Source organism: Frigoribacterium sp. PhB107 (assembly GCF_003751515.1).
Taxonomy (GTDB): Bacteria; Actinomycetota; Actinomycetes; order Actinomycetales; family Microbacteriaceae; genus Frigoribacterium.
Genome location: NZ_RJKU01000001.1, coordinates 283,648 through 302,243, shown reverse-complemented (window position 1 = coordinate 302,243; position 18,596 = coordinate 283,648). Strand labels below are relative to the sequence as shown.

28 protein-coding genes and 1 pseudogene are annotated in these 18,596 nt (G+C 66.8%); 14 read left to right on the top strand and 15 right to left on the bottom strand.

Going from position 1 to position 18,596, the window contains the following annotated elements; translation table 11 throughout:
- Positions 1-212: 212 nt before the first annotated feature.
- Positions 213-1,601 (bottom strand): LLM class flavin-dependent oxidoreductase, encoded by a 1,389-nt coding sequence (locus EDF18_RS01360; protein ID WP_123545730.1) that lies wholly within the window; start codon positions 1,599-1,601, stop codon positions 213-215.
- 79 nt (positions 1,602-1,680) lie between these two features.
- Between EDF18_RS01360 and EDF18_RS01355 the strand changes: the two genes are divergently transcribed.
- Complete coding sequence (locus EDF18_RS01355) at positions 1,681-2,904, top strand: MFS transporter (protein ID WP_233568934.1); 1,224 nt, start codon at positions 1,681-1,683, stop codon at positions 2,902-2,904.
- Positions 2,905-3,208: 304 nt separating this feature from the next.
- Here the strand turns inward: EDF18_RS01355 and EDF18_RS01350 are convergent, their stop codons facing one another.
- Complete coding sequence (locus tag EDF18_RS01350; protein WP_158614594.1) at positions 3,209-3,595, bottom strand: hypothetical protein; 387 nt, start codon at positions 3,593-3,595, stop codon at positions 3,209-3,211.
- A 261-nt stretch (positions 3,596-3,856) separates the two neighbouring features.
- Here EDF18_RS01350 and EDF18_RS16535 point away from each other — a divergent pair.
- Positions 3,857-3,961 (top strand): annotated as a pseudogene (locus EDF18_RS16535) (sigma factor-like helix-turn-helix DNA-binding protein); the annotation flags it as partial.
- 251 nt (positions 3,962-4,212) lie between these two features.
- Here EDF18_RS16535 and EDF18_RS01340 read toward each other — a convergent pair.
- From EDF18_RS01340 to EDF18_RS01330, 3 genes are all read right to left on the bottom strand, one after another.
- Positions 4,213-4,722 (bottom strand): hypothetical protein, encoded by a 510-nt coding sequence (locus tag EDF18_RS01340; protein WP_123545726.1) that lies wholly within the window; start codon positions 4,720-4,722, stop codon positions 4,213-4,215.
- Between the two features lie 157 nt (positions 4,723-4,879).
- The gene (locus EDF18_RS01335) at positions 4,880-5,092 is read right to left on the bottom strand and encodes a hypothetical protein (RefSeq protein ID WP_148050025.1); all 213 of its coding nucleotides are present in this window, start codon (positions 5,090-5,092) and stop codon (positions 4,880-4,882) included.
- Between the two features lie 68 nt (positions 5,093-5,160).
- Entirely contained in the window at positions 5,161-5,805 is a 645-nt protein-coding gene (locus EDF18_RS01330; RefSeq protein WP_148050024.1) for a hypothetical protein, read from the bottom strand.
- Between the two features lie 263 nt (positions 5,806-6,068).
- On the opposite strand from EDF18_RS01330, the gene EDF18_RS01325 reads away from it, so the two are divergent.
- The 5 genes from EDF18_RS01325 to EDF18_RS01305 all read left to right on the top strand — a co-directional run bounded on the left by EDF18_RS01325 (position 6,069) and on the right by EDF18_RS01305 (position 9,120).
- A complete protein-coding gene (locus EDF18_RS01325; RefSeq protein WP_123545720.1) occupies positions 6,069-7,061 on the top strand; it encodes an intradiol ring-cleavage dioxygenase in 993 nt (330 codons plus the stop codon).
- Between the two features lie 49 nt (positions 7,062-7,110).
- On the top strand, positions 7,111-7,311 hold the full coding sequence (gene tatA / locus EDF18_RS01320) for a twin-arginine translocase TatA/TatE family subunit (RefSeq protein WP_123545718.1): 201 nt from the start codon (positions 7,111-7,113) through the stop codon (positions 7,309-7,311).
- Positions 7,312-7,333: 22 nt separating this feature from the next.
- Complete coding sequence (gene tatC, locus EDF18_RS01315) at positions 7,334-8,122, top strand: twin-arginine translocase subunit TatC (RefSeq protein WP_123545716.1); 789 nt, start codon at positions 7,334-7,336, stop codon at positions 8,120-8,122.
- 43 nt (positions 8,123-8,165) lie between these two features.
- Positions 8,166-8,660 carry a twin-arginine translocase TatA/TatE family subunit gene (locus EDF18_RS01310; RefSeq protein WP_158614593.1) on the top strand — a complete coding sequence of 165 codons (495 nt, stop codon included), beginning with the start codon at positions 8,166-8,168 and terminating at the stop codon, positions 8,658-8,660.
- A gap of 235 nt (positions 8,661-8,895) precedes the next feature.
- A complete protein-coding gene (locus tag EDF18_RS01305; protein ID WP_123545712.1) occupies positions 8,896-9,120 on the top strand; it encodes a hypothetical protein in 225 nt (74 codons plus the stop codon).
- 171 nt (positions 9,121-9,291) lie between these two features.
- Here EDF18_RS01305 and EDF18_RS01300 read toward each other — a convergent pair whose 3' ends face one another.
- The 3 genes from EDF18_RS01300 to EDF18_RS16100 form a co-directional block, all read right to left on the bottom strand.
- Positions 9,292-9,792, bottom strand: coding sequence for a GNAT family N-acetyltransferase (locus EDF18_RS01300; protein ID WP_123545710.1), 501 nt, complete (start codon positions 9,790-9,792; stop codon positions 9,292-9,294).
- A gap of 87 nt (positions 9,793-9,879) precedes the next feature.
- Positions 9,880-10,212 (bottom strand): hypothetical protein, encoded by a 333-nt coding sequence (locus EDF18_RS01295; protein WP_123545708.1) that lies wholly within the window; start codon positions 10,210-10,212, stop codon positions 9,880-9,882.
- 166 nt (positions 10,213-10,378) lie between these two features.
- Entirely contained in the window at positions 10,379-10,705 is a 327-nt protein-coding gene (locus EDF18_RS16100) for a PASTA domain-containing protein (RefSeq protein ID WP_148050023.1), read from the bottom strand.
- Positions 10,706-11,063: 358 nt separating this feature from the next.
- On the opposite strand from EDF18_RS16100, the gene EDF18_RS01290 reads away from it, so the two are divergent.
- Together EDF18_RS01290 and EDF18_RS01285 are read left to right on the top strand one after the other, a co-directional pair.
- Positions 11,064-11,456, top strand: a complete 393-nt coding sequence (locus EDF18_RS01290; protein WP_123545706.1) for a hypothetical protein — start codon at positions 11,064-11,066, stop codon at positions 11,454-11,456.
- 508 nt (positions 11,457-11,964) lie between these two features.
- Positions 11,965-12,261, top strand: coding sequence for a hypothetical protein (locus EDF18_RS01285; protein WP_123545704.1), 297 nt, complete (start codon positions 11,965-11,967; stop codon positions 12,259-12,261).
- A gap of 21 nt (positions 12,262-12,282) precedes the next feature.
- On the opposite strand, the gene EDF18_RS01280 is transcribed toward EDF18_RS01285, so the two are convergent.
- The 4 genes from EDF18_RS01280 to EDF18_RS01270 form a co-directional block, all read right to left on the bottom strand.
- The gene (locus EDF18_RS01280; protein WP_123545702.1) at positions 12,283-12,531 is read right to left on the bottom strand and encodes a hypothetical protein; all 249 of its coding nucleotides are present in this window, start codon (positions 12,529-12,531) and stop codon (positions 12,283-12,285) included.
- Between the two features lie 431 nt (positions 12,532-12,962).
- Positions 12,963-13,295: a hypothetical protein gene (locus EDF18_RS01275; RefSeq protein ID WP_123545700.1), complete on the bottom strand. Its 333-nt coding sequence runs from the start codon at positions 13,293-13,295 to the stop codon at positions 12,963-12,965.
- 119 nt (positions 13,296-13,414) lie between these two features.
- The gene (locus EDF18_RS16195; protein WP_158614592.1) at positions 13,415-13,591 is read right to left on the bottom strand and encodes a hypothetical protein; all 177 of its coding nucleotides are present in this window, start codon (positions 13,589-13,591) and stop codon (positions 13,415-13,417) included.
- A 501-nt stretch (positions 13,592-14,092) separates the two neighbouring features.
- The gene (locus tag EDF18_RS01270) at positions 14,093-14,380 is read right to left on the bottom strand and encodes a hypothetical protein (RefSeq protein ID WP_123545698.1); all 288 of its coding nucleotides are present in this window, start codon (positions 14,378-14,380) and stop codon (positions 14,093-14,095) included.
- A 331-nt stretch (positions 14,381-14,711) separates the two neighbouring features.
- On the opposite strand from EDF18_RS01270, the gene EDF18_RS01265 reads away from it, so the two are divergent.
- Complete coding sequence (locus EDF18_RS01265; protein WP_148050022.1) at positions 14,712-15,023, top strand: hypothetical protein; 312 nt, start codon at positions 14,712-14,714, stop codon at positions 15,021-15,023.
- Positions 15,024-15,105: 82 nt separating this feature from the next.
- On the top strand, positions 15,106-15,333 hold the full coding sequence (locus EDF18_RS01260; RefSeq protein ID WP_148050021.1) for a hypothetical protein: 228 nt from the start codon (positions 15,106-15,108) through the stop codon (positions 15,331-15,333).
- 57 nt (positions 15,334-15,390) lie between these two features.
- Here the strand turns inward: EDF18_RS01260 and EDF18_RS01255 are convergent, their stop codons facing one another.
- The 3 genes from EDF18_RS01255 to EDF18_RS01245 all read right to left on the bottom strand — a co-directional run bounded on the left by EDF18_RS01255 (position 15,391) and on the right by EDF18_RS01245 (position 16,625).
- Complete coding sequence (locus EDF18_RS01255; RefSeq protein WP_123545692.1) at positions 15,391-15,654, bottom strand: hypothetical protein; 264 nt, start codon at positions 15,652-15,654, stop codon at positions 15,391-15,393.
- Between the two features lie 73 nt (positions 15,655-15,727).
- Positions 15,728-16,195, bottom strand: coding sequence for a hypothetical protein (locus tag EDF18_RS01250; RefSeq protein ID WP_123545690.1), 468 nt, complete (start codon positions 16,193-16,195; stop codon positions 15,728-15,730).
- A 160-nt stretch (positions 16,196-16,355) separates the two neighbouring features.
- Positions 16,356-16,625, bottom strand: coding sequence for a hypothetical protein (locus EDF18_RS01245; protein WP_123545688.1), 270 nt, complete (start codon positions 16,623-16,625; stop codon positions 16,356-16,358).
- Positions 16,626-16,869: 244 nt separating this feature from the next.
- On the opposite strand from EDF18_RS01245, the gene EDF18_RS01240 reads away from it, so the two are divergent.
- From EDF18_RS01240 to EDF18_RS16190, 3 genes are read left to right on the top strand one after another with little or no spacing between them, the layout of a single operon-like run.
- The gene (locus EDF18_RS01240; protein WP_123545686.1) at positions 16,870-17,604 is read left to right on the top strand and encodes an ABC transporter ATP-binding protein; all 735 of its coding nucleotides are present in this window, start codon (positions 16,870-16,872) and stop codon (positions 17,602-17,604) included.
- Complete coding sequence (locus EDF18_RS01235; protein WP_123545683.1) at positions 17,604-18,428, top strand: hypothetical protein; 825 nt, start codon at positions 17,604-17,606, stop codon at positions 18,426-18,428. The genes EDF18_RS01240 and EDF18_RS01235 overlap by 1 nt, the downstream gene beginning before the upstream one ends.
- The gene (locus tag EDF18_RS16190; protein ID WP_158614591.1) at positions 18,421-18,585 is read left to right on the top strand and encodes a hypothetical protein; all 165 of its coding nucleotides are present in this window, start codon (positions 18,421-18,423) and stop codon (positions 18,583-18,585) included. Before EDF18_RS01235 ends, EDF18_RS16190 begins: the two co-directional genes overlap by 8 nt.
- The last annotated feature ends 11 nt before the right edge of the window (positions 18,586-18,596 follow it).

The window sequence follows — 18,596 nt, the reverse complement described above, 5'->3', positions numbered from 1 at the left end:
TCCACCATAACGAGGACACGCCGGGTCCTGTCCAGGCGACAGGTGTCGTTCGGGTCGCTCGGGCACGCTCGTCGTTACCTGCGCGCGGGCACGGAATCCCCGGTCAGGCGGCGGGTGGGCCCCCGATGAGCAGCGGAGTGTAACGATCGTGAGCAGAACGCAGGAGGCGCGGTGCAGGACCTGCCTGCACCGCGCCTCCTGCGGACTCCCCGTCAGGCCGAGGCCACCCTCGCGGACGCCTTGTGCCGGGCTCCGTGGTGCTCGTCCGGCAGCCGGTCGCCGCGGCCGAAGAGCTTCTGGCGGAGGGTGCCCGGCTCGTACTCGGTCGGGTACACGCCGCGAGCCTGGAGCACCGGGACGACGTGCTCGACGATGTCCTCGAAGGTGCCGGGGGTGATGGCGTAGGCGAGGTTGAACCCGTCGACGTCCGTCTCGGCGACCCACTCCTGCAGCTGGTCGGCGATCTGCTCGCCCGACCCGACGATGCGGGGGCCGAGCCCGCCGATGCCCGCCGCCTCGGCGATGTCGCGGATCGTCCACTCCGTGCCGGTGTCGCCGGCCTGCGCCTGGAAGTTGGCCAGCGCCGACTGGATCGCGTTGCTCTCCACGTCGCCCACCGGGTCGTCGAGCGAGTACGTCGACAGGTCGACGCCCATCCAGCCCGACATCAGGGTCAGCGCGCCCTCGTGCGACGCGTAGCGCTGGTACTCCGCATGCTTCGCCTCGGCGGCCTCGGGCGTCGCGTCGGTGATGATCGTCAGCAGCGTGTAGATGCGGGCGGAGTACCGGTCGCGGCCCGCCTCCTCGAGGGCGTCGCGCAGCTTCGTGACGGTCGCGGCCAGGCGCTCCTTCGTGGGGGCGGCGACGAAGATCGACTCGGCGTTGCCGGCGGCGAAGCGGATGCCGCGCGGCGAGGCCCCTGCCTGGTAGATGACCGGCGTCCGCTGTGGGCTCGGCTCGGAGACGTGGATGCCGGGCACCTTGTACCAGGTGCCCTCGTGCCCGATCTCGTGCACCTTCGTCGGGTCGGTGAAGACGCCGGTCTCGCGGTCCCGGACGACGGCGTCGTCCTCCCACGAGCCCTCCCACAGCTTGTAGAGCACCTCGAGGTACTCGTCCGCCTGGTCGTAGCGGTCGTCGTGGTCGAGCTGGTCGTCGGCGCCCATGTTGCGGGCGGCGCTGGGCAGGTAGCCGGTGACGACGTTCCAGCCCACGCGGCCGTCGGTGAGGTGGTCGAGCGTCGACATGCGCCGCGCGAACGGCACGGGGTGCTCGTAGGCGGTGCCGGCCGTGATGCCGAAGCCGAGGTGCTCGGTCGCCGCCGCCATGGCCGAGACGAGCAGGATCGGGTCGCCCACCGGCGTCTGCGTGCCGTTGCGGAGCGCGGCGTCGTGGTTGCCGCCGTACACGTCGTAGGTGCCGAGGACGTCCGCGATGAAGAGGCCGTCGAAGCGACCGGCCTCGAGGAGGCGTGCGAGGGAGGTCCAGTAGCTCAGCTTCGTGTAGTCGGGCGAGCGGTCGTCGGGGTGCCGCCAGAGACCGGGGGACTGGTGCCCCACGCAGTTCATGTCGAAGGCGTTGAACCGGATGCGTCGAGTCATCGGGCCATCGTCGTCGTGCACCGTCGCGGCCGCCACGGGCCTGCAACACGGCGTCACACGCGACGCCTAGTCTTGGTCGGTGACCCGCCCTGCCCCGACCCGCCGAGACTCGCCCCGCCCTCCTCGTGCACGGCTCGGACGGGACGTCGTCGTCCTGGGCGTCATCGCCTTCTTCGTCATGGTCGGCTTCGGGGTCGTCGTGCCCGTGCTGCCCGTCTACGCGGCGAGCTTCGGCGTCGGCTACGTCGCCGTCGGCGCGGTCCTCTCGGCCTTCGCCTTGATGCGCCTCGTGGCGAGCCCGTTCGTCGGCCGCATGATCGACGTCGCGGGCGAGCGCGTCGTCCTGTCGGCGGGCATCGGCATCGTGGCCGTGTCGAGCGGCCTCGCAGGCCTCGCGCACGACTACGTGCAGCTGCTGCTGCTCCGCGGGGTCGGCGGCATCGGCTCCGCGATGTTCACGATCTCGGCGATGACGCTGCTGCTGGCCTCGACGACCCCCGACCGCCGCGCCCGGTCGATCGGCTTCTACCAGGGCGGGTTCCTCGTCGGGGGCATGGCCGGGCCGGCGCTCGGCGGCCTCCTCGCGACCGTCTCGCTCACTGCGCCCTTCTTCTTCTACGCGGGCACGCTCGCGGTCGCGGGCATCGTCGGCATCCTGCTGCTCAGCCCCCCGCGCCGAGGCGACGCGGCGGCCGCCGCCGCGGCCGCCGAGCCCGCACGCCCTCTCGCCGACGTGCTCCGCGACGTGCGGTTCCGGGCGGCGTGCGTGGCGAGCTTCACGCAGGGCTGGTCGTCCCTCGGGGTCCGCAGCGCGCTGGTGCCGGTGCTGGTCGTCGAGGTGCTGCTCCAGCCCACCTCGTGGACGGGCGTCCTCTTCGCCGTCGCCGCCGTGGCGCAGACGCTCGCGCTCGCGCCGGCGTCCCGCTTCGTCGACACCGTGGGTCGGCGACCCGCCGTGATCGGCTCGTTCGCGGTGGCCGCTGTCTCGCTCGCTGCCGTCCCGTTCGCCCCCGGACTCGTGACCCTCGGCGCGCTGCTGGCCGTCTACGGCGTCGCGACGGCGTTCATGGGCACGGCTCCGGCAGCCCTCGTCGGCGACGCAGCGGGGGCGCGGGGCGGTCGCCCGGTGGCGATCTTCTCGATGTGCTCGGACGTCGGGGCGATCGCCGGCCCCCTCGTCGCGGGGCTGCTCGTCGACGTCGCCTCGTTCGAGGTGGCCTTCGGCACGGCGGCGGCGCTGCTCGCGGTCAGTGCGATCGTCGCGATCCGGCTGCCGCGCGGCATCCCCGTGCCGCAGCCCTAGCGGGAGCCCGCGGTAGATCAGCTGGCTGGCTCGTCAGCTCCGGCCGCCGAGCCCGAACACCGTCGACCGGCTCACCTCGGGGAGTGACCGGTGGGCAGCGAGCGCATCGCCGAGCCGTAGCTCGGCGCAGGCCACCTCGTGCCCGATCTCGCGCAGTGCGAACGGCTTGGGCTGTCCGACCCGATCTGTGTCGCGGACGCAGTCCAGAAGCGCGTTCTCGTTTCACGGTCGCCTACCGGGGCAGTCAGAAACGACCGGTTTCGGGCAACCTGGTTTGCGGTGAGCGCTGCTTCGCTGCCTCAGATCAGCGATGAGGCCGACCATCACAAGTGACCGTGGTGTCGTGGTCTCCGTCTCGCGCCTCATCGAGGAAGCTCGGCGAGGCGACAACGGCCGGCACGATCGACACCTCGACCGATGTGGCCTCCTCGATAGTCTCCTGATCTGCGCAGATTGCTACGACGTCCCATTCGGGACTCCCGAAAGCGATCTGGGTGTAGGTCGGGTCTGTCCCGACGAGCACAGACACGTCCTGAACAACGACCGTCGTGTCGGGGCGGAGTCTCGTCGTCACCGAGTCGAACGTGAGGCCGACGTAGCTGGTCAGGGGTGCGCCAGTGGGAGTTCGTGTCGGCTCTCGGCTTGCCGTAGTCGAGCAACCGCTGGTGACCGCGAGGAGCGCGATGACCAACGGTGCCAGGGTGGTTCGGAACACGTCGAGTGCTGACTTTCTGTCTGGATGATCGTGCAGTAGACGTCGTTGTCCCTCGGCTTGGAGGCCTACGAGGTCTCAATCGTCGGGTACGTCCAGCCACAATTCTGCGCCATGTGGGTAGGTCTGTGGCTGCGATCATCTGCTGCCTTCAAGGCGATGCCCACGAGCCGGTCGTTCATCGGGACACCATTTGGCTCTCGTCCTGGCTGGTGGAGGTCAAGTGGCGGCTGGCCTGCGCAGCTGCACCGCACCGGTGAGCACACCACGAGCGAGATCGCGGAGCTGTTCGGAGTGGCTCGCTCTACGGTCTATCGCGCGATCCAAAGAGCCGAGCAGGCCTAGATGGCACCGGAAAGAAGGGAGCCGCCCCGCCGAGAGCGCCTGAGGAACGGCCGCCGCCGTCCAGCACCACCGCGGACACGCGCTGAATGGCGACGGGATCGCGTCAACAATGGAGCTCCTGCCTGGTGGCCTCGACCGTCATTGTGGCTGTGGAGGTGGTTTGTCCGGCCCGTCCTGCGGTTCTGTGAGCGCGTCCTGCGCTTCGTGTTCGACGGCCTGTAGGACCCAACACCGGTCCATTAGCCCATGGCTTACCAGGGCTCAGCGAGGCCTGTTTCCAAGCAGCGCAGCGACGAACGCAGCATCTTCTGGAGCTGGCCGAGTTCCTGCGAGCTCCATCTGTTCAGCGCATCCGAGCGGCTGTCATCGGTGAGGTACGGGAACTGTCGTTCGACCAATTTGTCGTAGACGGCTTGCGCGGCTCTGGATCGCGACCGGGGGAGGTGCAGTGAGTGGCGGACATCGTCGGCCAAGTTCACGCAGGTGAGGGCTGCCTCCTCGTCGAGCGTGTTCACCTTGCGATCGAGGTAGTCCTTGACCCCACGCACGTCGACGATGCTGAGGGCCTCCGGCGGGCCGCTCGGCCAGGACTGTTGCTCCGCATGGCGACGTGCCGCGTCTTCGGTGGGAAACGTCTCGACGAGCGTGGCTTGGGTTGCGACGGCATCTCGTGTCTCGTCGTCGACGTCCTGTCCCCACCAGATGAAGCGGGGGCGAGGGACAAGATCGACCCGGACAGGCCGCCCGTCATCTATGCGCATGTCCTTGGTCTACAGGTGTTGAGGCAGCGCTGCCTAATGCTGCAGGGAGGTGTTCGCGCATCTTCGTAGAGGGAGAAGGAGCGCCTCGGCTTCCGCAGAGTGTCGTTGTCTCGATAGGGAATGAGTGAGCGGGCGCAGCCTTTTAGTCGGTCAGTCGCTACTCGTCCTCGTGTTCAGCCTGTGACTTCCCCTTGCGGCTCGTGCTGCGTTGCTGCCACTCGTACGCGTCGATCGCGAGGGCCAGCAGCGCCAGGAGCACGAAGATGTAGCCCGCAACATTCCCGGAGGCGATCCACACGACGGCGAAAACCAGAACGGCCAGGTGCACACTGACCTGCACCGCCGGGGTGCCAAGAATTCTCCGAAGCATGCTCGGAACCTACATGGCTGTTCGCTAGCTGGGTTCCGCGCTTCGGCGAGTGCCCGACGGGGGATCGGCTAGGGGGCAAGGACGGTGCGCGGGCGGTTCTGAGCGAGGAGCCCTCGAATAGTGGTTGCGAGGGCGACAGCTCGTGTGCCGCGCATGCGGGCTACTGGAAGCCACCTCGATTCGAGGAGAAGAAGGGATGTCGTACCGGCATCGGTCGTGACGCGCAGCGTCGTTGCGGGAACGCGCTCGGAGCTGCGTCCTACCGAGAGGGACGTGATGTCTCTTGCCGGCCATGTCGCCACCAGCTCGTTCTTGATGAAGCCTTGCCACACCTCGATGCGGTCGTTGGTGGCCACGATGGTGAAGGTGCGAATTGAGAACGCATGCGGCACGTTCTGGGCGTGGGCGTAGCTCGTGGCGTTCCAAATGCCGTCAGCGAGGACAGCGTTCTTGTATCGGTTCTTGAGGGCGGCCCGGCGCCGACTTCTGAGCCACCCCCAAACGATGAGCACTACGACAATGGCGGCGACCGCATACAGCAGCGATGAGAATGCCTTGAAGGCGTCAGCCACCGCCAATTGGCCCGTGAGCACCTTGAAGACAGTTGGGGCTTCTCGTAGGAGGGTCAGGGTGACGACGATCCACAGAAGCCAGTCGTCGGCCATTCCACCGGTCGGCACCGAGTCCGTGTCTCGCGGGTCTTCGATCGTCACCAGGTCAGCATGAGGTGGAGAAGTCGTAGTCCGCAACCAGGGTTTCAGATGGGTGGCTGAAGTGCCCGGTAGGGGATCGGGCACCGAGCGGCGCTCAGCCAGTGTCATTGCGACTGATGGGCACTGCCGGTCTATGAGCGGGGGTCGAAAGAGATGCGTGCAGATTGGTTCATTGAAACCTCATCGGATCAGAAAAGTAAGCGCATAGGTGACCCCTGCAGGGTGTGACGAGGGCAACAGCCCCACACCTGCGAGAGGACATCATGAGCCGCATCCCTGAACCCGAGACCACTCCTGACGGACCCGCCTACGAAGGGCGCCTCCTCGACCGGGCAGACGAGGAAGTAGTCGACCAGGGCGTCTCCTTCGACGTCCGCACGCTCCTCTCCCGCCGTACCGTGCTGAGTTTGCTCGGGATCGGTGCGGGCTCTCTGGCCCTGGCCGCCTGCACCACCGCGACCGGCGCCTCCAGTGGCACCGCCTCCGGCACGGCCACGTCGGGCACGGGTACTGCAACGACGACGGCCGGGGAGATCCCCGACGAGACCGCCGGCCCCTACCCCGGTGACGGTTCGAACGGCGTCGACGTCCTCGAGCAATCGGGCATCGTCCGCAGCGACATCCGGTCGAGCATCGGGGGAGGTACGACCGCGGAGGGCGTGCCCATGGCGCTGCAGCTGACCGTGCTCGACATGGCCAACGACGACGCGCCCTTCACCGAAGTCGCCGTCTATGTCTGGCACTGCGATGCCGCTGGCGGCTACTCGATGTACTCCGAAGGTATCGAGAACGAGACCTACCTTCGAGGCGTGCAGGTCGCTGACGCAACCGGCACAGTGAGCTTCACCTCGATCTTCCCTGCCTGCTACACCGGCCGGTGGCCGCACATCCACTTCGAGGTCTACCCCGACGTCGACTCGATCACCGACTCCACGAACGCGATCGCCACCTCGCAGATCGCGTTGCCCGAGGACGTCAGCCGCACCGTTTACGCCCTCACCGCCTATGACGGGTCGACGTCGAACCTCGACCAGGTCACCCTCGACACCGACAACGTCTTCAGCGACGACAGCGGCGCTCTGCAGCTCGCGACCGTCACCGGCGACGCGACCTCCGGTTACCAGGTGTCGCTCACCGTCCGCGTCGACACGAGCACGACTCCGTCAGCCGGGGCCGCCCCCTCCGGCGGAGGCGCTGGTGGCGGCGGGACCCCTCCCGAGGGCGGTGCCGGGGGCACGCCCCCCACCGCACCCTGACCTCGAACACGCACACGTACCGTTTCACCCACTAAGAAATGAGCGTCCCATGGGACTCCTCCACAACCTCACCGGCTGGCACGCGCTGATCATCCTGGCCGTCGTCCTGCTCCTCTTCGGCGCCGCCAAGCTCCCGGCCCTGGCGCGGAGCGTCGGTCAGTCGATGAAGATCGTCAAAGCCGAGCTCAAGGACGATCAGTCCGTCCCGGCCGAACCGCACGTCGCCCCCGCACGTGAACCGCAGCCCTAGGCAAGACGCCGCCGGGGGGTCGATGCCTGCAGCCGCGCACCTGCGCGAGCTCCGATCGCGGCTGGTCCGCGCCTCCCTGGCGGTCGTCGTCGGCGTCGTCGTCGGGTGGTTCCTGTCCGACGTGGTTCTCGACCTGGTTCGTGTCCCGATCGAGGAGCTCGCGGCCTCGCGTGAGGCGACGCTGAACTATGCCAGCGTCAGCAGCGCCTTTGACCTGAAGCTCCGCATCGCGATCTACTGCGGGGTCGCCCTCGCCGGGCCCGTCCTGCTCTGGCAGGCAGTCGCCTTCGCCGTGCCAGGGCTGAACCGCAAGGAGAGACGGTGGGCCACCGGCTTCATCGTCACCGCGGTACCTCTCTTCGCCGCGGGATGCGCCGCCGGGGTGTGGATCTTCCCTCACATGGTCGAGGTGCTCGCGGGCTTCGCACCAGTCGAGGACAGCACGGTCCTGGATGCCGCGTACTACGTCGACTTCGTCCTGAAGCTCGTCCTCGCCTCCGGGGTCGCGTTTGTGTCGCCCGTGTTCGTCGTGCTGCTCAACGTCATCGGTGTCTTGCCCGGCCGGACAATCGTGCGGAGCTGGCGGGTCGTGATCGTTGCGGTGGTGGTGTTCTGCGCCGTCGCGACCCCGGCAGCCGACGTCGCCTCGATGTTCCTGCTCGCGGTTCCCCTGTGCCTGCTCTTCGCCGGAGCAGCCGGTGTCGCCCTCCTCCACGACCGCGCCGCCGCCCGGCGACTTGCCGCCTCGACCCGGACCCCGACACCGGCCTCGACCGATGCCGACGGACCGCGCGTCCCCGTCTGCAGCTGACCTTGCCCGACCGTCGACCCCGCCCTCGTCAAGGAGTGCCCCTGTGATCGGAGTCACCGCAGACAAACTGCTGCTCATCGCCGTGCTCGTCGCCTTCCTCTTCGGCCCCGAGCGGCTGCCGCACCTCGCCGAGCGATTCGGCAGCGCGATCCGTACGTTCCGTGGTCACCTGACAAGCACGGAACAGCGGATGCGCGACGAACTCGGCGGCGACATTGACGTGAACGACTGGAAGAAGCTCGACCCTCGCCAGTACGACCCACGCACCATCATCCGGGACGCCCTCACCGCCGACACGGCTGCTGTGCCCACGACTGCGATCACCGACCAAGAAGCTATGGCCGTCCCCGACGACTTTTCCGACGACGCCGACCAAGGTGCCGCGGGCTTCCCGGAACAAGATTCTTCAGCGGATTCCGAGACTATGCCGGTGTTCCGTCGACGCTCAGACGGGCACCTGGAACTCGTATCGGCACCATCGGCACCATCGGCAACTGAAGGGGTGGGGACGGACGTCGCGACCTCGGTCGCATCCTGAGCAGCGGATTCGCACTCGAGCACAGTCCGCGCTCTCGATGGTGGGACGCGAGCTGCTCGAATTGTGCCCATGCGATGCCCGTCAGGCGATGGGTCGGCGGACTCCGATGCAGCCCTCGTCCCGGGCGGGGCCACACGCTGCCCCGTTCGGGGATCTCCACACGGAGGGGACAGCGCTCTAGCGTGGCGACGCGAAATCACCTTGGGTCAGACTCGGTATCAGCTCGATCTTCTTGATGTACGGGATCTGGACGTGCGTGCGCAAGGGTGCGGTGCCGGGAGACCCGTTGTGGGTCGTGACGATGATGCTGGCCGTGGTGTGCGTGGTCAGCCTGGCCGTGCGCATCGTGTCGATCGTTCAAGAGCGGGCCCGCCTTCGGCTTGCGCGTCAGATGCTGTCGAGCGACCCTGAGGTCGCTGAGGCCGGCCGAGAGGCCTTTCGTAACCAGGCGGGCTACTAAGACAGGTCATGCGCGGCTGCCCTTGGCAGGTGTCCGAATAGGGGATCCTTCACAGAGATCAGTTTCGGACTGGCCTGTCGAGACGGCTGGTGCCTCGTAGATGCGGGGGAGTAGCTAGCCTCCACCCGTGATCGGTGACCGAACCGTAGCCGGGATGCTAGCGACGTCGGGTCAGGTTCGTCGCTCCATGCAGATCACGTCAGGACGCGGGTCCCATGAGGCAACGGCTTGAAAGCCCCGTCTGGAGTAGAGCCGGATCGCGTCATCGCGCCACTTCCACACTGTCAGCCGGAGCGGGCGCTGCTCGTTACGTGTCAGCGCTGCGTTGAGGAGCGCGGATCCTGCGCCAGTTCCGCGAGCAGCTGGATCGACCCACGCTCTCTTCAGTTCGTCCGCGTCCTGGTAGCTGTAGACCACAGCGACGCCTACTAGGTGGCCTCGCAACTCAGCCACATACACGTCGGCAGAGGCATACGCGGAGTAGGGGTCGTCGACCTCGTGGTGGTACTTCTCAGGCAATGGCGTCGGACCGTTGGCGCCGTCTAGGTGCTCGGCCTTTTCCCGTTCGGTCTGGATGAGGTAGTCGGCGATGAGCTTTCCTACCTGCGCTGCGTCACTTCCGGTGAGATCCGCACGACGGACAGTTGGCACAAGTTGCTCGGGGTTGAACATGCCACCATCTTTTCGTGCCGCGCGGAACAAACGTGCACTGCCCGATAGCCGATGGCCTTCTGGGCGTTGGCCCAGCGTGTCAGCGTGTCAGCGTGTCAGCGTGAGCGACATGGCCACGACGAGCGCAACAACCGCCACGAAACCCGCGGTGACCAAGAGGCGGACCTTGAGCCGCGCCCAGGGCAGAGCCACGAAAGCCGCGGCCACAACGGCTGTTCCGATCCCCATGCTCTTGATGGCCTGAGCCACCCCCTCGGCAATCTGCGCCTCTGACTCACCGCCCGTCGCGGCCGTGCCGCACCACCCGATGAAGCCTGGAATCGCGGCGAAAGTGAGTGTGCCCACGGCGAGGAGGCTCATCCAGGCCCCATGCGCGACCGCGAGAGTTGCGCGGCTCGGCTGTTGCTCCTCAATCGACATGACACCCCTCGGCAACAGGTTACGAAGCTGACAGAGCTGCTGCGCTCCCCAGTGAAGGGGGAAGAGCCTTCCCCGTTAGGGAAGCGCGATGTGAACGTTCTTCGCTCGTGGCGAGGGTCGGTTCCGAAGGGCGGCGGCTCGCTTCGGATCTGTCGTTTGGGCGGTGCTACGTGTCTGTCGCGACAACGAGGATGACGATGTGCGCCGGTGGATATGACTCCTGCGTCAGCACGGATTGAGACACCACACGGGAATTTGCTGGTGGTTCGACCGTTGATTGGCTGCCGTCACCTGAGTCGAATTGAACAGGAAAGCCAGCTTCTTCGACCTGGCGTCGTGCGTCGGACAGGGGGAGGCCTCGGAGGTCGTTCTGCTCGAGAAACGATCGAACTGCGGTTCCATCGAGGTCCATCGCTTTTGGGTCGTTCGGCATCACCGCGACGGGGTCCGTCGAGGAAAGTGCCACGTAGGGGTCCGCTGAGGTGGGCGGCATGTAGAGATCGTTTACCCCGGGGGTAGTGCAGCCACTGACGGTAAGAGTCAAAGCAGCCGCCGCGAGGCCTGCGGCAGTTAGGCGGGGAATCGATGGCACGGTGGCTCCTCTAGAGGTCGTCATGTCAGCGTAAGTGCCGCGGACCCGTCTCGATAGGGGATCCATCACCGGGATCTATTCCGTACCGGCCTATCGAGACGATCCGCGCCCCGCAACCACGGGGGAGTAGCCGGCGCCCTCGAGCGTCCGGCGACCGATCGGGCACCGGACGCGCTCTCAACTCGCATCATCGAGAATGCGAGCCCATTCGGAGGGTGCTCGTGCCATGAAGTGGTCGTGCCATCGCTAGGGTCAGGACATGGACGAGGCCGACCGAGAACTGCTCCGCCGGGCCGAGGCCGAAGTGGCAGCGCTGCCCCACCGCGACCCCCTCATCGACCCGCCACCCCGTCTGGGCGGCGGTCCCGAGCCCGAGCCGGCTGGTCGGGCTCGGCTCATCGCCCCACTGACCCTCATCCTCTGCTTCGTCACGGCCTGCGCCGAGAGTTCGTGGCTGTGGTTCTCAGCCGCAGACTGGACCACCGTGTTGTGGTTTGCCGTGCCGCTCCTCCTGGTTGCGTCGATCGTGCTCGCACTCATCGCCGGAGCGCTGGGCGGCCGCGCTGGCCGGTGGGCAGGAATCTGTGGCGGCGTCGCAATCGTGCCGCCCGTGTGTTTCGTGGTGTCGCTGCCCCTCGCGCTCTTCACGTAGACCGAAGCGGCATGCGTCGTCCAACAGTTCGACAGCCGCCCGATAGGGGATCGCTCAGCGTTCGCCGTCGCGGCCCCTGGGGGCCGTAGTGTCTGGGCATGAAACGTTCGGGGAAGCGGCCCTGTGGCTTGGTTCGTTGGGGCTGATCGTGCTGGCGGTCGCTGCGCTCTTGGTTACGCACGGTGGAGAAGTAGGCGCCGACGCAGGTATGTCGGTCATCTGCGATGCAGGCGGAGGCGGCTGCTTCCATCCTGACGCAGAGATCGCGGCAATCGTGGCCGGCGCTCTTGCGCCCATGGCTTTTGCGGGCGGGCTGGTCGGTCTGCTGTGCGCGCTTTTGCTGCGCGTTCTTCTGGGTGTCGTTCTTAGCGAGACGTCGGCAGATTCAGAATCCGAATTCTCAAAGCGGGGCGCATCGCGCCCGGCACAGTCCATCGAACAGTTCAAGCCGCCACTGTCTCGATAGCCCATCGCTCTCCGGTCTTTCGGCCTACGACATGCTTGCGGGATGGAAGCTAAGGTGCCCGCCCACCGTCGGACTGTCGCCCAGGTGCTGACGGTCCTCACCGCCCTCGACCCTTTCGGTTTTGAGCCGGGGACTCCGGACGGGGCTCCTGCCAACGAGTATGACATCGAGGCCGTAGGTATTGCCCGCATCCTCCTTCGGGAGGGTGCTGTGACGGTCTACGACGTCGAAGGCGTCTGGATGCGCCATTTCTCAGAATCTCTCGTCCTCCGCATCGGCGTCACTCGCATGGCTCAGCTCGTGGACCAGCTAAACGACACGGGCAGCAGTGCCCGGTAGGGCATCGACGGCTGGGCTGCTCTAGACGCGAGGTGACCCAGAGAGCGCGTCTGTGAACGTGCCGACCAGGATCACGACAGAGATGGCCACGAAGAACATACCTACGAATAGGAGCATGGTCCGGTGGCTCGCGGAGCCGATGTGGGCGGCTAGTCGTTCGCGCTCTTTCTTGGCTCGTCTTGCAAATGGCTGGTGGAACAACACGAGGAGGAGCCCGACGACCATCGACAGCGAGGCGCCTACAAGGGCCATCACTTCTGAGGTGTTCATCGCTTCACCTGCTGCTGCAAGGGGCACCAGGCAGCTGCTGCAGCACCCTGCTCAGAAGGACGAATCGACCAAGGCATGCATGTATTGAATCGGATTCCATAGCAGGTTTGCGCCTTAACCACGCTTCAGGGTGCCTGATAGGGGATCGGTCACCGGGTCGGGACATGGTCTATCTGCGGCGAGACGTTCTCCTCGAGAAGAACGCGACGAGCCAAGCGAAAAGACAGATCGCCGCTACGGCTATGACGATGACACCGACGATGATCGCGATGTGCCATCCCGTGAGGTTTCCCAGCATCGTTCCAAGCTATCGACCTCGTGGCGAACCGCAAGCGGAGATCGCAGCCAGTTGCTTCCCTTCGGAGCGCCCGGAAGCCGATGGTCTTCTGGGCCCTGGCCCCAGCGCGTCAGCGCGTCAGCGCGTCAGCGCGTCAGCGCGTCACGATGAGCGACAAGGCCACGACGAGTGCAACAACCACGACGAAACCTGCGGTGACCAAGAGGCGGACCTTGAGCCGGGCCCAGGGCAGAGCCACGAAAGCTGCGGCCACAACGGCTGTTCCGATCCCCATGCTCTTGATGGCCTGAGCCACCCCTTCGGCAACCTGCGCCTCTGACTCACAGCCGGTCGCTGCCGTTCCGCACCACCCGATGAAGCCCGGAATCGCGGTGAAAGTGAGTGTGCCCGCGGCGAGGAGGCTCATCCAGGCCACATGCGCGAGCGCCAGAGTAGCCCGGCTCGGCTGTTGCTCCTCAATTGACATGACGCTCCCGGGCAACAGGTTACGAAGCTGCCGGGTCTGGGGCTCTCCCCAGTGAAGGGGGAAGAGTCTTGCCCGATAGGGGATCCTCGAGCGAACCAGGATGTGGTTTAGGTCGATCGTCAGCGGTTTCTGCCGGTCGTGCGTCTGGTGTTGACGTGGCTCCATTCGCGTTCGAGGACGGCGAGGACGTCGAGGGGGATGACGACGGTGACGGCCTTGCCGGACACGGTGGCGTTGATGATGCGTTCCCCGTGCTCGTGGCGGTGCGACACGACGTGGAACGTCGAGGGTTCCACGCGCACGACGGGAAGGGGCTTGGGTCCAGAAGCGGGTGCCGATCCCCAGAGGAGGAACCCGTCGTGGGTCTGCGCCACGTAGGAGGTGCCCCTCGTCGTCCACCTCGCTTGGAAAGCCACACTCCAGCGTACGTGTCCACGGTGCGCCGGGAAGGGACTCCCTGGCGGTCTCGGCCTACCTGGCGTGTCGAACCGGCGGGGTTCAGCGCGCGGAGGACACCCCGGTGCCGGGGGGTGAGGTCAAGCCCCTTGGGCCAAGCGTTTCGTGCCGTTAGGTTCTTGGACGGTTCCGACAAGCAGCAACGGGGCTGCCTGCCGGCACCGTCCCAAGTCCGGGGGAACAAAGCATTGTGTTCCTCGTGGCGTTGGAGCTTGTTTGGGCTTCGGACCGGTCCGACCAGCTGCCCACTTGGGGTGAGAAGCCGATGAGGCCGGGCTGAGGGCCTTCCGAAGGGGGAGGGCCCTCAGCAGGCCGCCGACGCGGCCGCCTTTGGTGGGGGGTCAGGGGCAGTGCGTGGCCGAGAAGTCCGAGTCGTCGTAGGCGCCGATGTCGAGTTCGAGGTGTCTAGCAGGGACCAGGCCTACGACGTCGGACACCGCTCGGGTGAGCGTGACGGGAAGGCCGGGCGAGATCAGGACGGCGGTGTGTGTGCTGTCCGCGAGAGCGATGTCGACGAACGCGCCGCCGGTGCGGACGGCTGTCTCGATGTTCGTCATGACTTGGGCGTCGTCGGTGTCGGGAGCGAGGGTGAAGTCCTCGCCGGCGATGTTGAGCAGTAGGCGGTTCATGGGTCCTTCTGGTGTCGGGGGCCAGATGCGCAACGCTAGGCGCTCGGCACAGAGGTAGGTGGCCCCTTGACAGGCTTCGCCCTGACGCGTCGCGCGGTGCTTCATCACGGTCGACGACCGCGAGGGGCAACACCCCGTCCTGATGCCCGATAGCCGATCGGTCATCGGTGATCGGTTGACCGCCAGGGAGACGCTGGCTGACGTTGGCTGGTAGTGCCCTTGGGCAGCCCGGCGCGACTGTCCGTGACAACATTCGTTCATGCGGCTCTGGCCTAAACGCTCTCCAATCACACCTCCGCGCGAGGAGGTCGATCCCAGGGTTCCAAAGCTTGTGGACTGGGATCAGCATGGCATCGTCGGCACAATTGGCTCAGGACCTGCTGCGGGAACGACCGTGGTAGCCCACAGCTACAGGACAGGGACTGGTGGCCTCGACTTCTATGAATTGGAGTTTTGGGACGGCCCCGACCAGATCTTCGATGCGGCGGGCCGGTTCGTCATGAGTGATTGGGTTACTGACAGTCGAGTGCCTGGCGAAGAGGGGGGCCTCATCGACGCGCTGACCCGTGAGGTCGATGTCACCTGGTGGACCGACCGGGAACGGATCGACGCGTTATGGTCGGTGCACTGGGACCCACGTTAGGGACTCGCCTGACCAGCTTCAGCGTGCCACTTGCCGATCGGTGTCCGGCGCAGTATCTGGTAGCAAGCTGTAGGGTCCGAGCGTGAAATACGTGAGTGTGGCAAACCGATGGTGGTTCGTCGTTGCGGTCGCCTTTGTCGTGGTCGGATTCGTGTTTCTGACGCAGCCTCTCAACTACCCCGAGTTCATGGGAGCGCCCCAATCAGGTTGGTTCATTGGCGGCATAGGGCTCAGCATCGTCGTCCTCACGGTGGTGGAGGTCTTGCGCGCACGCCATCGGGCGCACGCGGTCAAGGAACGCGGCCTCTAGCTTGAGAGTGTCTCGATAGACGATCGGTCACAGGGCGGAGTTTGTAGCCAGCTGTGTTCAGTCGATCGATCGTGACGCTCGGTGCCGACGGGACAGGTGGACGATGGCTGTGCCTGCGCAGGAAATGAAGACGAAGGCGACGATGGCGATCCACATCGGCGCTTGGAAGTGGTCGATGACGAGCCAAAAGAGGCCGCCGCCGCCGAACATCAGTGCCAGGTTGAGCAAAATCTCCCTCGCTGGCAGCCACGGCGAAGGGTGTTCGAGTACTTCACGAACTTCGACGGGCCGCGCGGCCGGCAGGACTTTCTTGTCGCTCATGAGCTGAGAATGTCACACGGTGCGGTGGCGCACTCGTTTTCGCGCCCGATAGCCGATCCTCATGCGGCCTTCGCTATTCGGTCGCCCTCGTGCGGTACGGCTCGTATCGCTTAGTTCGCCCCCACGTCGTCCAGCCGGGTAGTGGGATGAGGATCGTCAGGCAGCCGTCGTACCCGGTTTCGGAGAGGATGGTCCCGTCAGTCAACGTCACATCGACCTTGGACCTCCCAAGTGCCGTGGTCTCGGTGACGCGGCCGGCGGCAGCAGCACCGAGGAGTGCCTTGGCGAGGGCAAGGTCGTCGCTGTCGTAGCCCAGTTCCCATCGACCGCCGATTCGGCCTAGCTCAATGACGATCCATTGTTCACAAGTGATGTCCATGGGCAGGGCTGCTGCGTTATGGGGTCTGATGTAGGCGGAGCGGATGGACGGCGGCTGGTCGTGGTCCACGCTGCCGTCGGCCTCGGATGCCCAGTCGTCCTCGATCGTGATCTCTGCGGTGTCGCCGACGATGTCGTGCAGGTACGGCAGCAGCTCCTGCATCGCCCGTCCCTGTTGCGGAGTCCGGGGCGGAGTCCTCTTCCTCGAAGCTCATGCGTCACCTTCTCACGGCTACGTTGCCGGTCATGATGCGCGCGGCATTACCTCGGTGCGGAAGGCTGTGATCAGTAGTCCCAGTAGGGGATCGTTCATTGGACGCGGGCTAAAGCTGCTCGCGTTCGTTCTCTACCTTCTTGGCGGCTCCGTCTTCGCGCGTCCTTGCTCTGCGCTTTATCAGAGTGCGAACGAATCCGACGAGCATCGCAATACCCATGGCGAAGGCGGCACCGGCTATCAGCAGGTCAGCACCTCGCATGCCAGTCGCCAACACGTAGATGGGGATGGCGATCACGATGCCGGTGCAGATGACGACGTTTCCGCCGGCGGCGATGGAACCGTGGGCCTCCGCATTGAATGGCTGACGCCCCTTCATAGCGAGGCGTCCGCGGCTTCGAGAAGGTTCATAGCCCGATCCAACCATGAGGCATGAAGCCCGTGTCCCGATAGGCGATCCATCACCGGCCCACTGCCTCACGACGGGCGGTGACCAGGGTGGCCGGCCGTGAATGCCGGCCCGCCGCCTGACTCGACGTCGTCCGGCTTACTGGCCAGAAGGACGGGGAGCGCTGTGCCAGCGGCGGGGGTGCCGCGGGGCCGGTGTCGCGAGGCTGGACAGCATGAACGAACCGACCCCCCTGCCCCTCGAGGTGCGCGGACTCCGCAAGGCCCACCGCGGCCGCCCCCGCGTCTCCGACGTCTCCTTCTCCGTCCGTCCCGGCCGTGTCGTGGGCCTGCTCGGCCCGAACGGCGCCGGCAAGACCACGACCATCCGTCTTCTGCTCGGCCTCGTCTCTCGGGACGGAGGCGACGCTCTCGTCCTCGGCGCCCCCTACCGCGAGCTGGTCCACCCTGCTCAGCAGGTCGGCGTCGTCCTCGACGCAGGCGGCCTGCACCCGGCCCGGACCGGCCGACAGCACCTGGCGATCGCCGCCCTGCGGGCGGGCGTCGGCGCCGACCGCGTCGCCGCAGTCCTCGCCGAGGTCGGGATGAGCCAGGACGCCGACCGCCGTGCCGGCACGTATTCGCTCGGCATGCGCCAACGGATCGCGATCGCTGCGGCCCTGCTCGGCGAGCCGCGCCTCCTCGTCCTCGACGAGCCCGCCAACGGCCTCGATCCCGCGGGCATGCACTGGCTCCGTCAGAGGCTCCGCGCCTTCGCGGCGGACGGGGGCGCCGTGCTGGTGTCGTCGCACCTGCTGTCCGACATCCAGGAGATCGCCGACGACGTCGTCGTCATCACCGAGGGCCGTGTCGTGGCCGAGACCACCATGGCCGCAGTCCTCGCCGACCGCACCGGGACCCTCGAGGGCTACTACCTCGAGGTCACCGGCACCGAAGGGGTGGTGCGCTGATGTTCCGCGCAGAGATCCTCGGGCTCGTCACCACGACGGCAACCAAGGTCGCCGCCGCCGTCGCGCTGCTGGGCCTCGTCCTCACCCAGCTCGTGTTCGTCGTCCTCCTCCCCGCCCTCGCCACGGGCCAGGTCGGCCCAGGAGCCGAGGCCCTCGGCGGCGACCTTCCCGTCGTCGACCTGACGGCCGCGGTGACACAGCTCGACGCTCTCTCACCCCTCGGGACCACGCTCGGCGGCGGGTCGATCGGCCTGGCCCTCGTCGCGATCGTCCTGCTCGGGGTCCTCGCCGGGACGAGCGACGACCGGCACGGCGGCATCGTCGGCGCCGTCCTCGCGAGCCCTCGTCGCACCCGTGTCGTCGTGGCGAAGGCCGCCGCCGTCGGTGCCGGCGCCGCGGTTGTCGGGATCATGCTGGCGATCGTCAGTCTGCTCACCCTGGTCGGTTCCCTCGCGCTGACCGCGACGCCCTTCACGGCAGTCACCGGCGCCGTCGTCGCGACGTCGGCACGGGGGGTCCTCGCCGTCACCTGCCTCGCGGTCGTCGGCCTCGCCGTCGGCATCCTCTGCCGGTCCCAGCTCGCGGGGGTGCTCGTCATGATCGGCGCCCTCGTCGCCGAACCGATCGTCGCCGCCGTCGCCCAGCTCGTCGGCGGGGGAGCGTCTGCCTCGTGGACGCAGTTCCTGCCCGTCGCCCTCGCGCAGTCCGTCATCCACGGAGGCGGGGGCACGGTCAGCGGAGGGGTCGCGATCGCTGCGCTCCTGGCGCTCACGGCCGTGGCGCTCGTCGCGGCCTCCATCGCGCTCTCCCGCCGCGATGTCTGAGCGGGAGGGGCGACCCCGCAGCCGCACGAAGGTCGTCGTCGTCACCGCCTCGGTGTTGATCGTCGGCGCGGTCGTCTCCGGCATCTGGTCCCGTGTGTCCGGCCCGACCGGGGAGCCGGCATGGATCGGCGTGATCGAGACGATGACAGGCCTGTGATGTTCCTCGCG

Bases quoted from the DNA above. Each gene is read 5' to 3' on its own strand.
- EDF18_RS01255 (WP_123545692.1), bottom strand. From the start codon at position 15,654: ATGAGCGACAAGAAAGTCCTGCCGGCCGCGCGGCCCGTCGAAGTTCGT.
- EDF18_RS16100 (WP_148050023.1), bottom strand. From the start codon at position 10,705: ATGCCGCCCACCTCAGCGGACCCCTACGTGGCACTTTCCTCGACGGAC.
- EDF18_RS01340 (WP_123545726.1), bottom strand. From the start codon at position 4,722: ATGCGCATAGATGACGGGCGGCCTGTCCGGGTCGATCTTGTCCCTCGC.
- EDF18_RS01270 (WP_123545698.1), bottom strand. From the start codon at position 14,380: ATGAACCGCCTACTGCTCAACATCGCCGGCGAGGACTTCACCCTCGCT.
- EDF18_RS16190 (WP_158614591.1), top strand. From the start codon at position 18,421: ATGTCTGAGCGGGAGGGGCGACCCCGCAGCCGCACGAAGGTCGTCGTC.
- EDF18_RS01290 (WP_123545706.1), top strand. From the start codon at position 11,064: ATGGACGAGGCCGACCGAGAACTGCTCCGCCGGGCCGAGGCCGAAGTG.
- EDF18_RS01300 (WP_123545710.1), bottom strand. From the start codon at position 9,792: ATGTTCAACCCCGAGCAACTTGTGCCAACTGTCCGTCGTGCGGATCTC.
- EDF18_RS01245 (WP_123545688.1), bottom strand. From the start codon at position 16,625: ATGAAGGGGCGTCAGCCATTCAATGCGGAGGCCCACGGTTCCATCGCC.
- EDF18_RS01275 (WP_123545700.1), bottom strand. From the start codon at position 13,295: ATGTCAATTGAGGAGCAACAGCCGAGCCGGGCTACTCTGGCGCTCGCG.
- EDF18_RS01305 (WP_123545712.1), top strand. From the start codon at position 8,896: ATGTACGGGATCTGGACGTGCGTGCGCAAGGGTGCGGTGCCGGGAGAC.
- EDF18_RS01285 (WP_123545704.1), top strand. From the start codon at position 11,965: ATGGAAGCTAAGGTGCCCGCCCACCGTCGGACTGTCGCCCAGGTGCTG.
- EDF18_RS01235 (WP_123545683.1), top strand. From the start codon at position 17,604: ATGTTCCGCGCAGAGATCCTCGGGCTCGTCACCACGACGGCAACCAAG.
- EDF18_RS01360 (WP_123545730.1), bottom strand. From the start codon at position 1,601: ATGACTCGACGCATCCGGTTCAACGCCTTCGACATGAACTGCGTGGGG.
- EDF18_RS01335 (WP_148050025.1), bottom strand. From the start codon at position 5,092: ATGCTTCGGAGAATTCTTGGCACCCCGGCGGTGCAGGTCAGTGTGCAC.
- EDF18_RS01250 (WP_123545690.1), bottom strand. From the start codon at position 16,195: ATGCAGGAGCTGCTGCCGTACCTGCACGACATCGTCGGCGACACCGCA.
- EDF18_RS01295 (WP_123545708.1), bottom strand. From the start codon at position 10,212: ATGTCGATTGAGGAGCAACAGCCGAGCCGCGCAACTCTCGCGGTCGCG.
- EDF18_RS01280 (WP_123545702.1), bottom strand. From the start codon at position 12,531: ATGAACACCTCAGAAGTGATGGCCCTTGTAGGCGCCTCGCTGTCGATG.
- EDF18_RS01240 (WP_123545686.1), top strand. From the start codon at position 16,870: ATGAACGAACCGACCCCCCTGCCCCTCGAGGTGCGCGGACTCCGCAAG.
- EDF18_RS01325 (WP_123545720.1), top strand. From the start codon at position 6,069: ATGAGCCGCATCCCTGAACCCGAGACCACTCCTGACGGACCCGCCTAC.
- tatA (WP_123545718.1), top strand. From the start codon at position 7,111: ATGGGACTCCTCCACAACCTCACCGGCTGGCACGCGCTGATCATCCTG.
- tatC (WP_123545716.1), top strand. From the start codon at position 7,334: ATGCCTGCAGCCGCGCACCTGCGCGAGCTCCGATCGCGGCTGGTCCGC.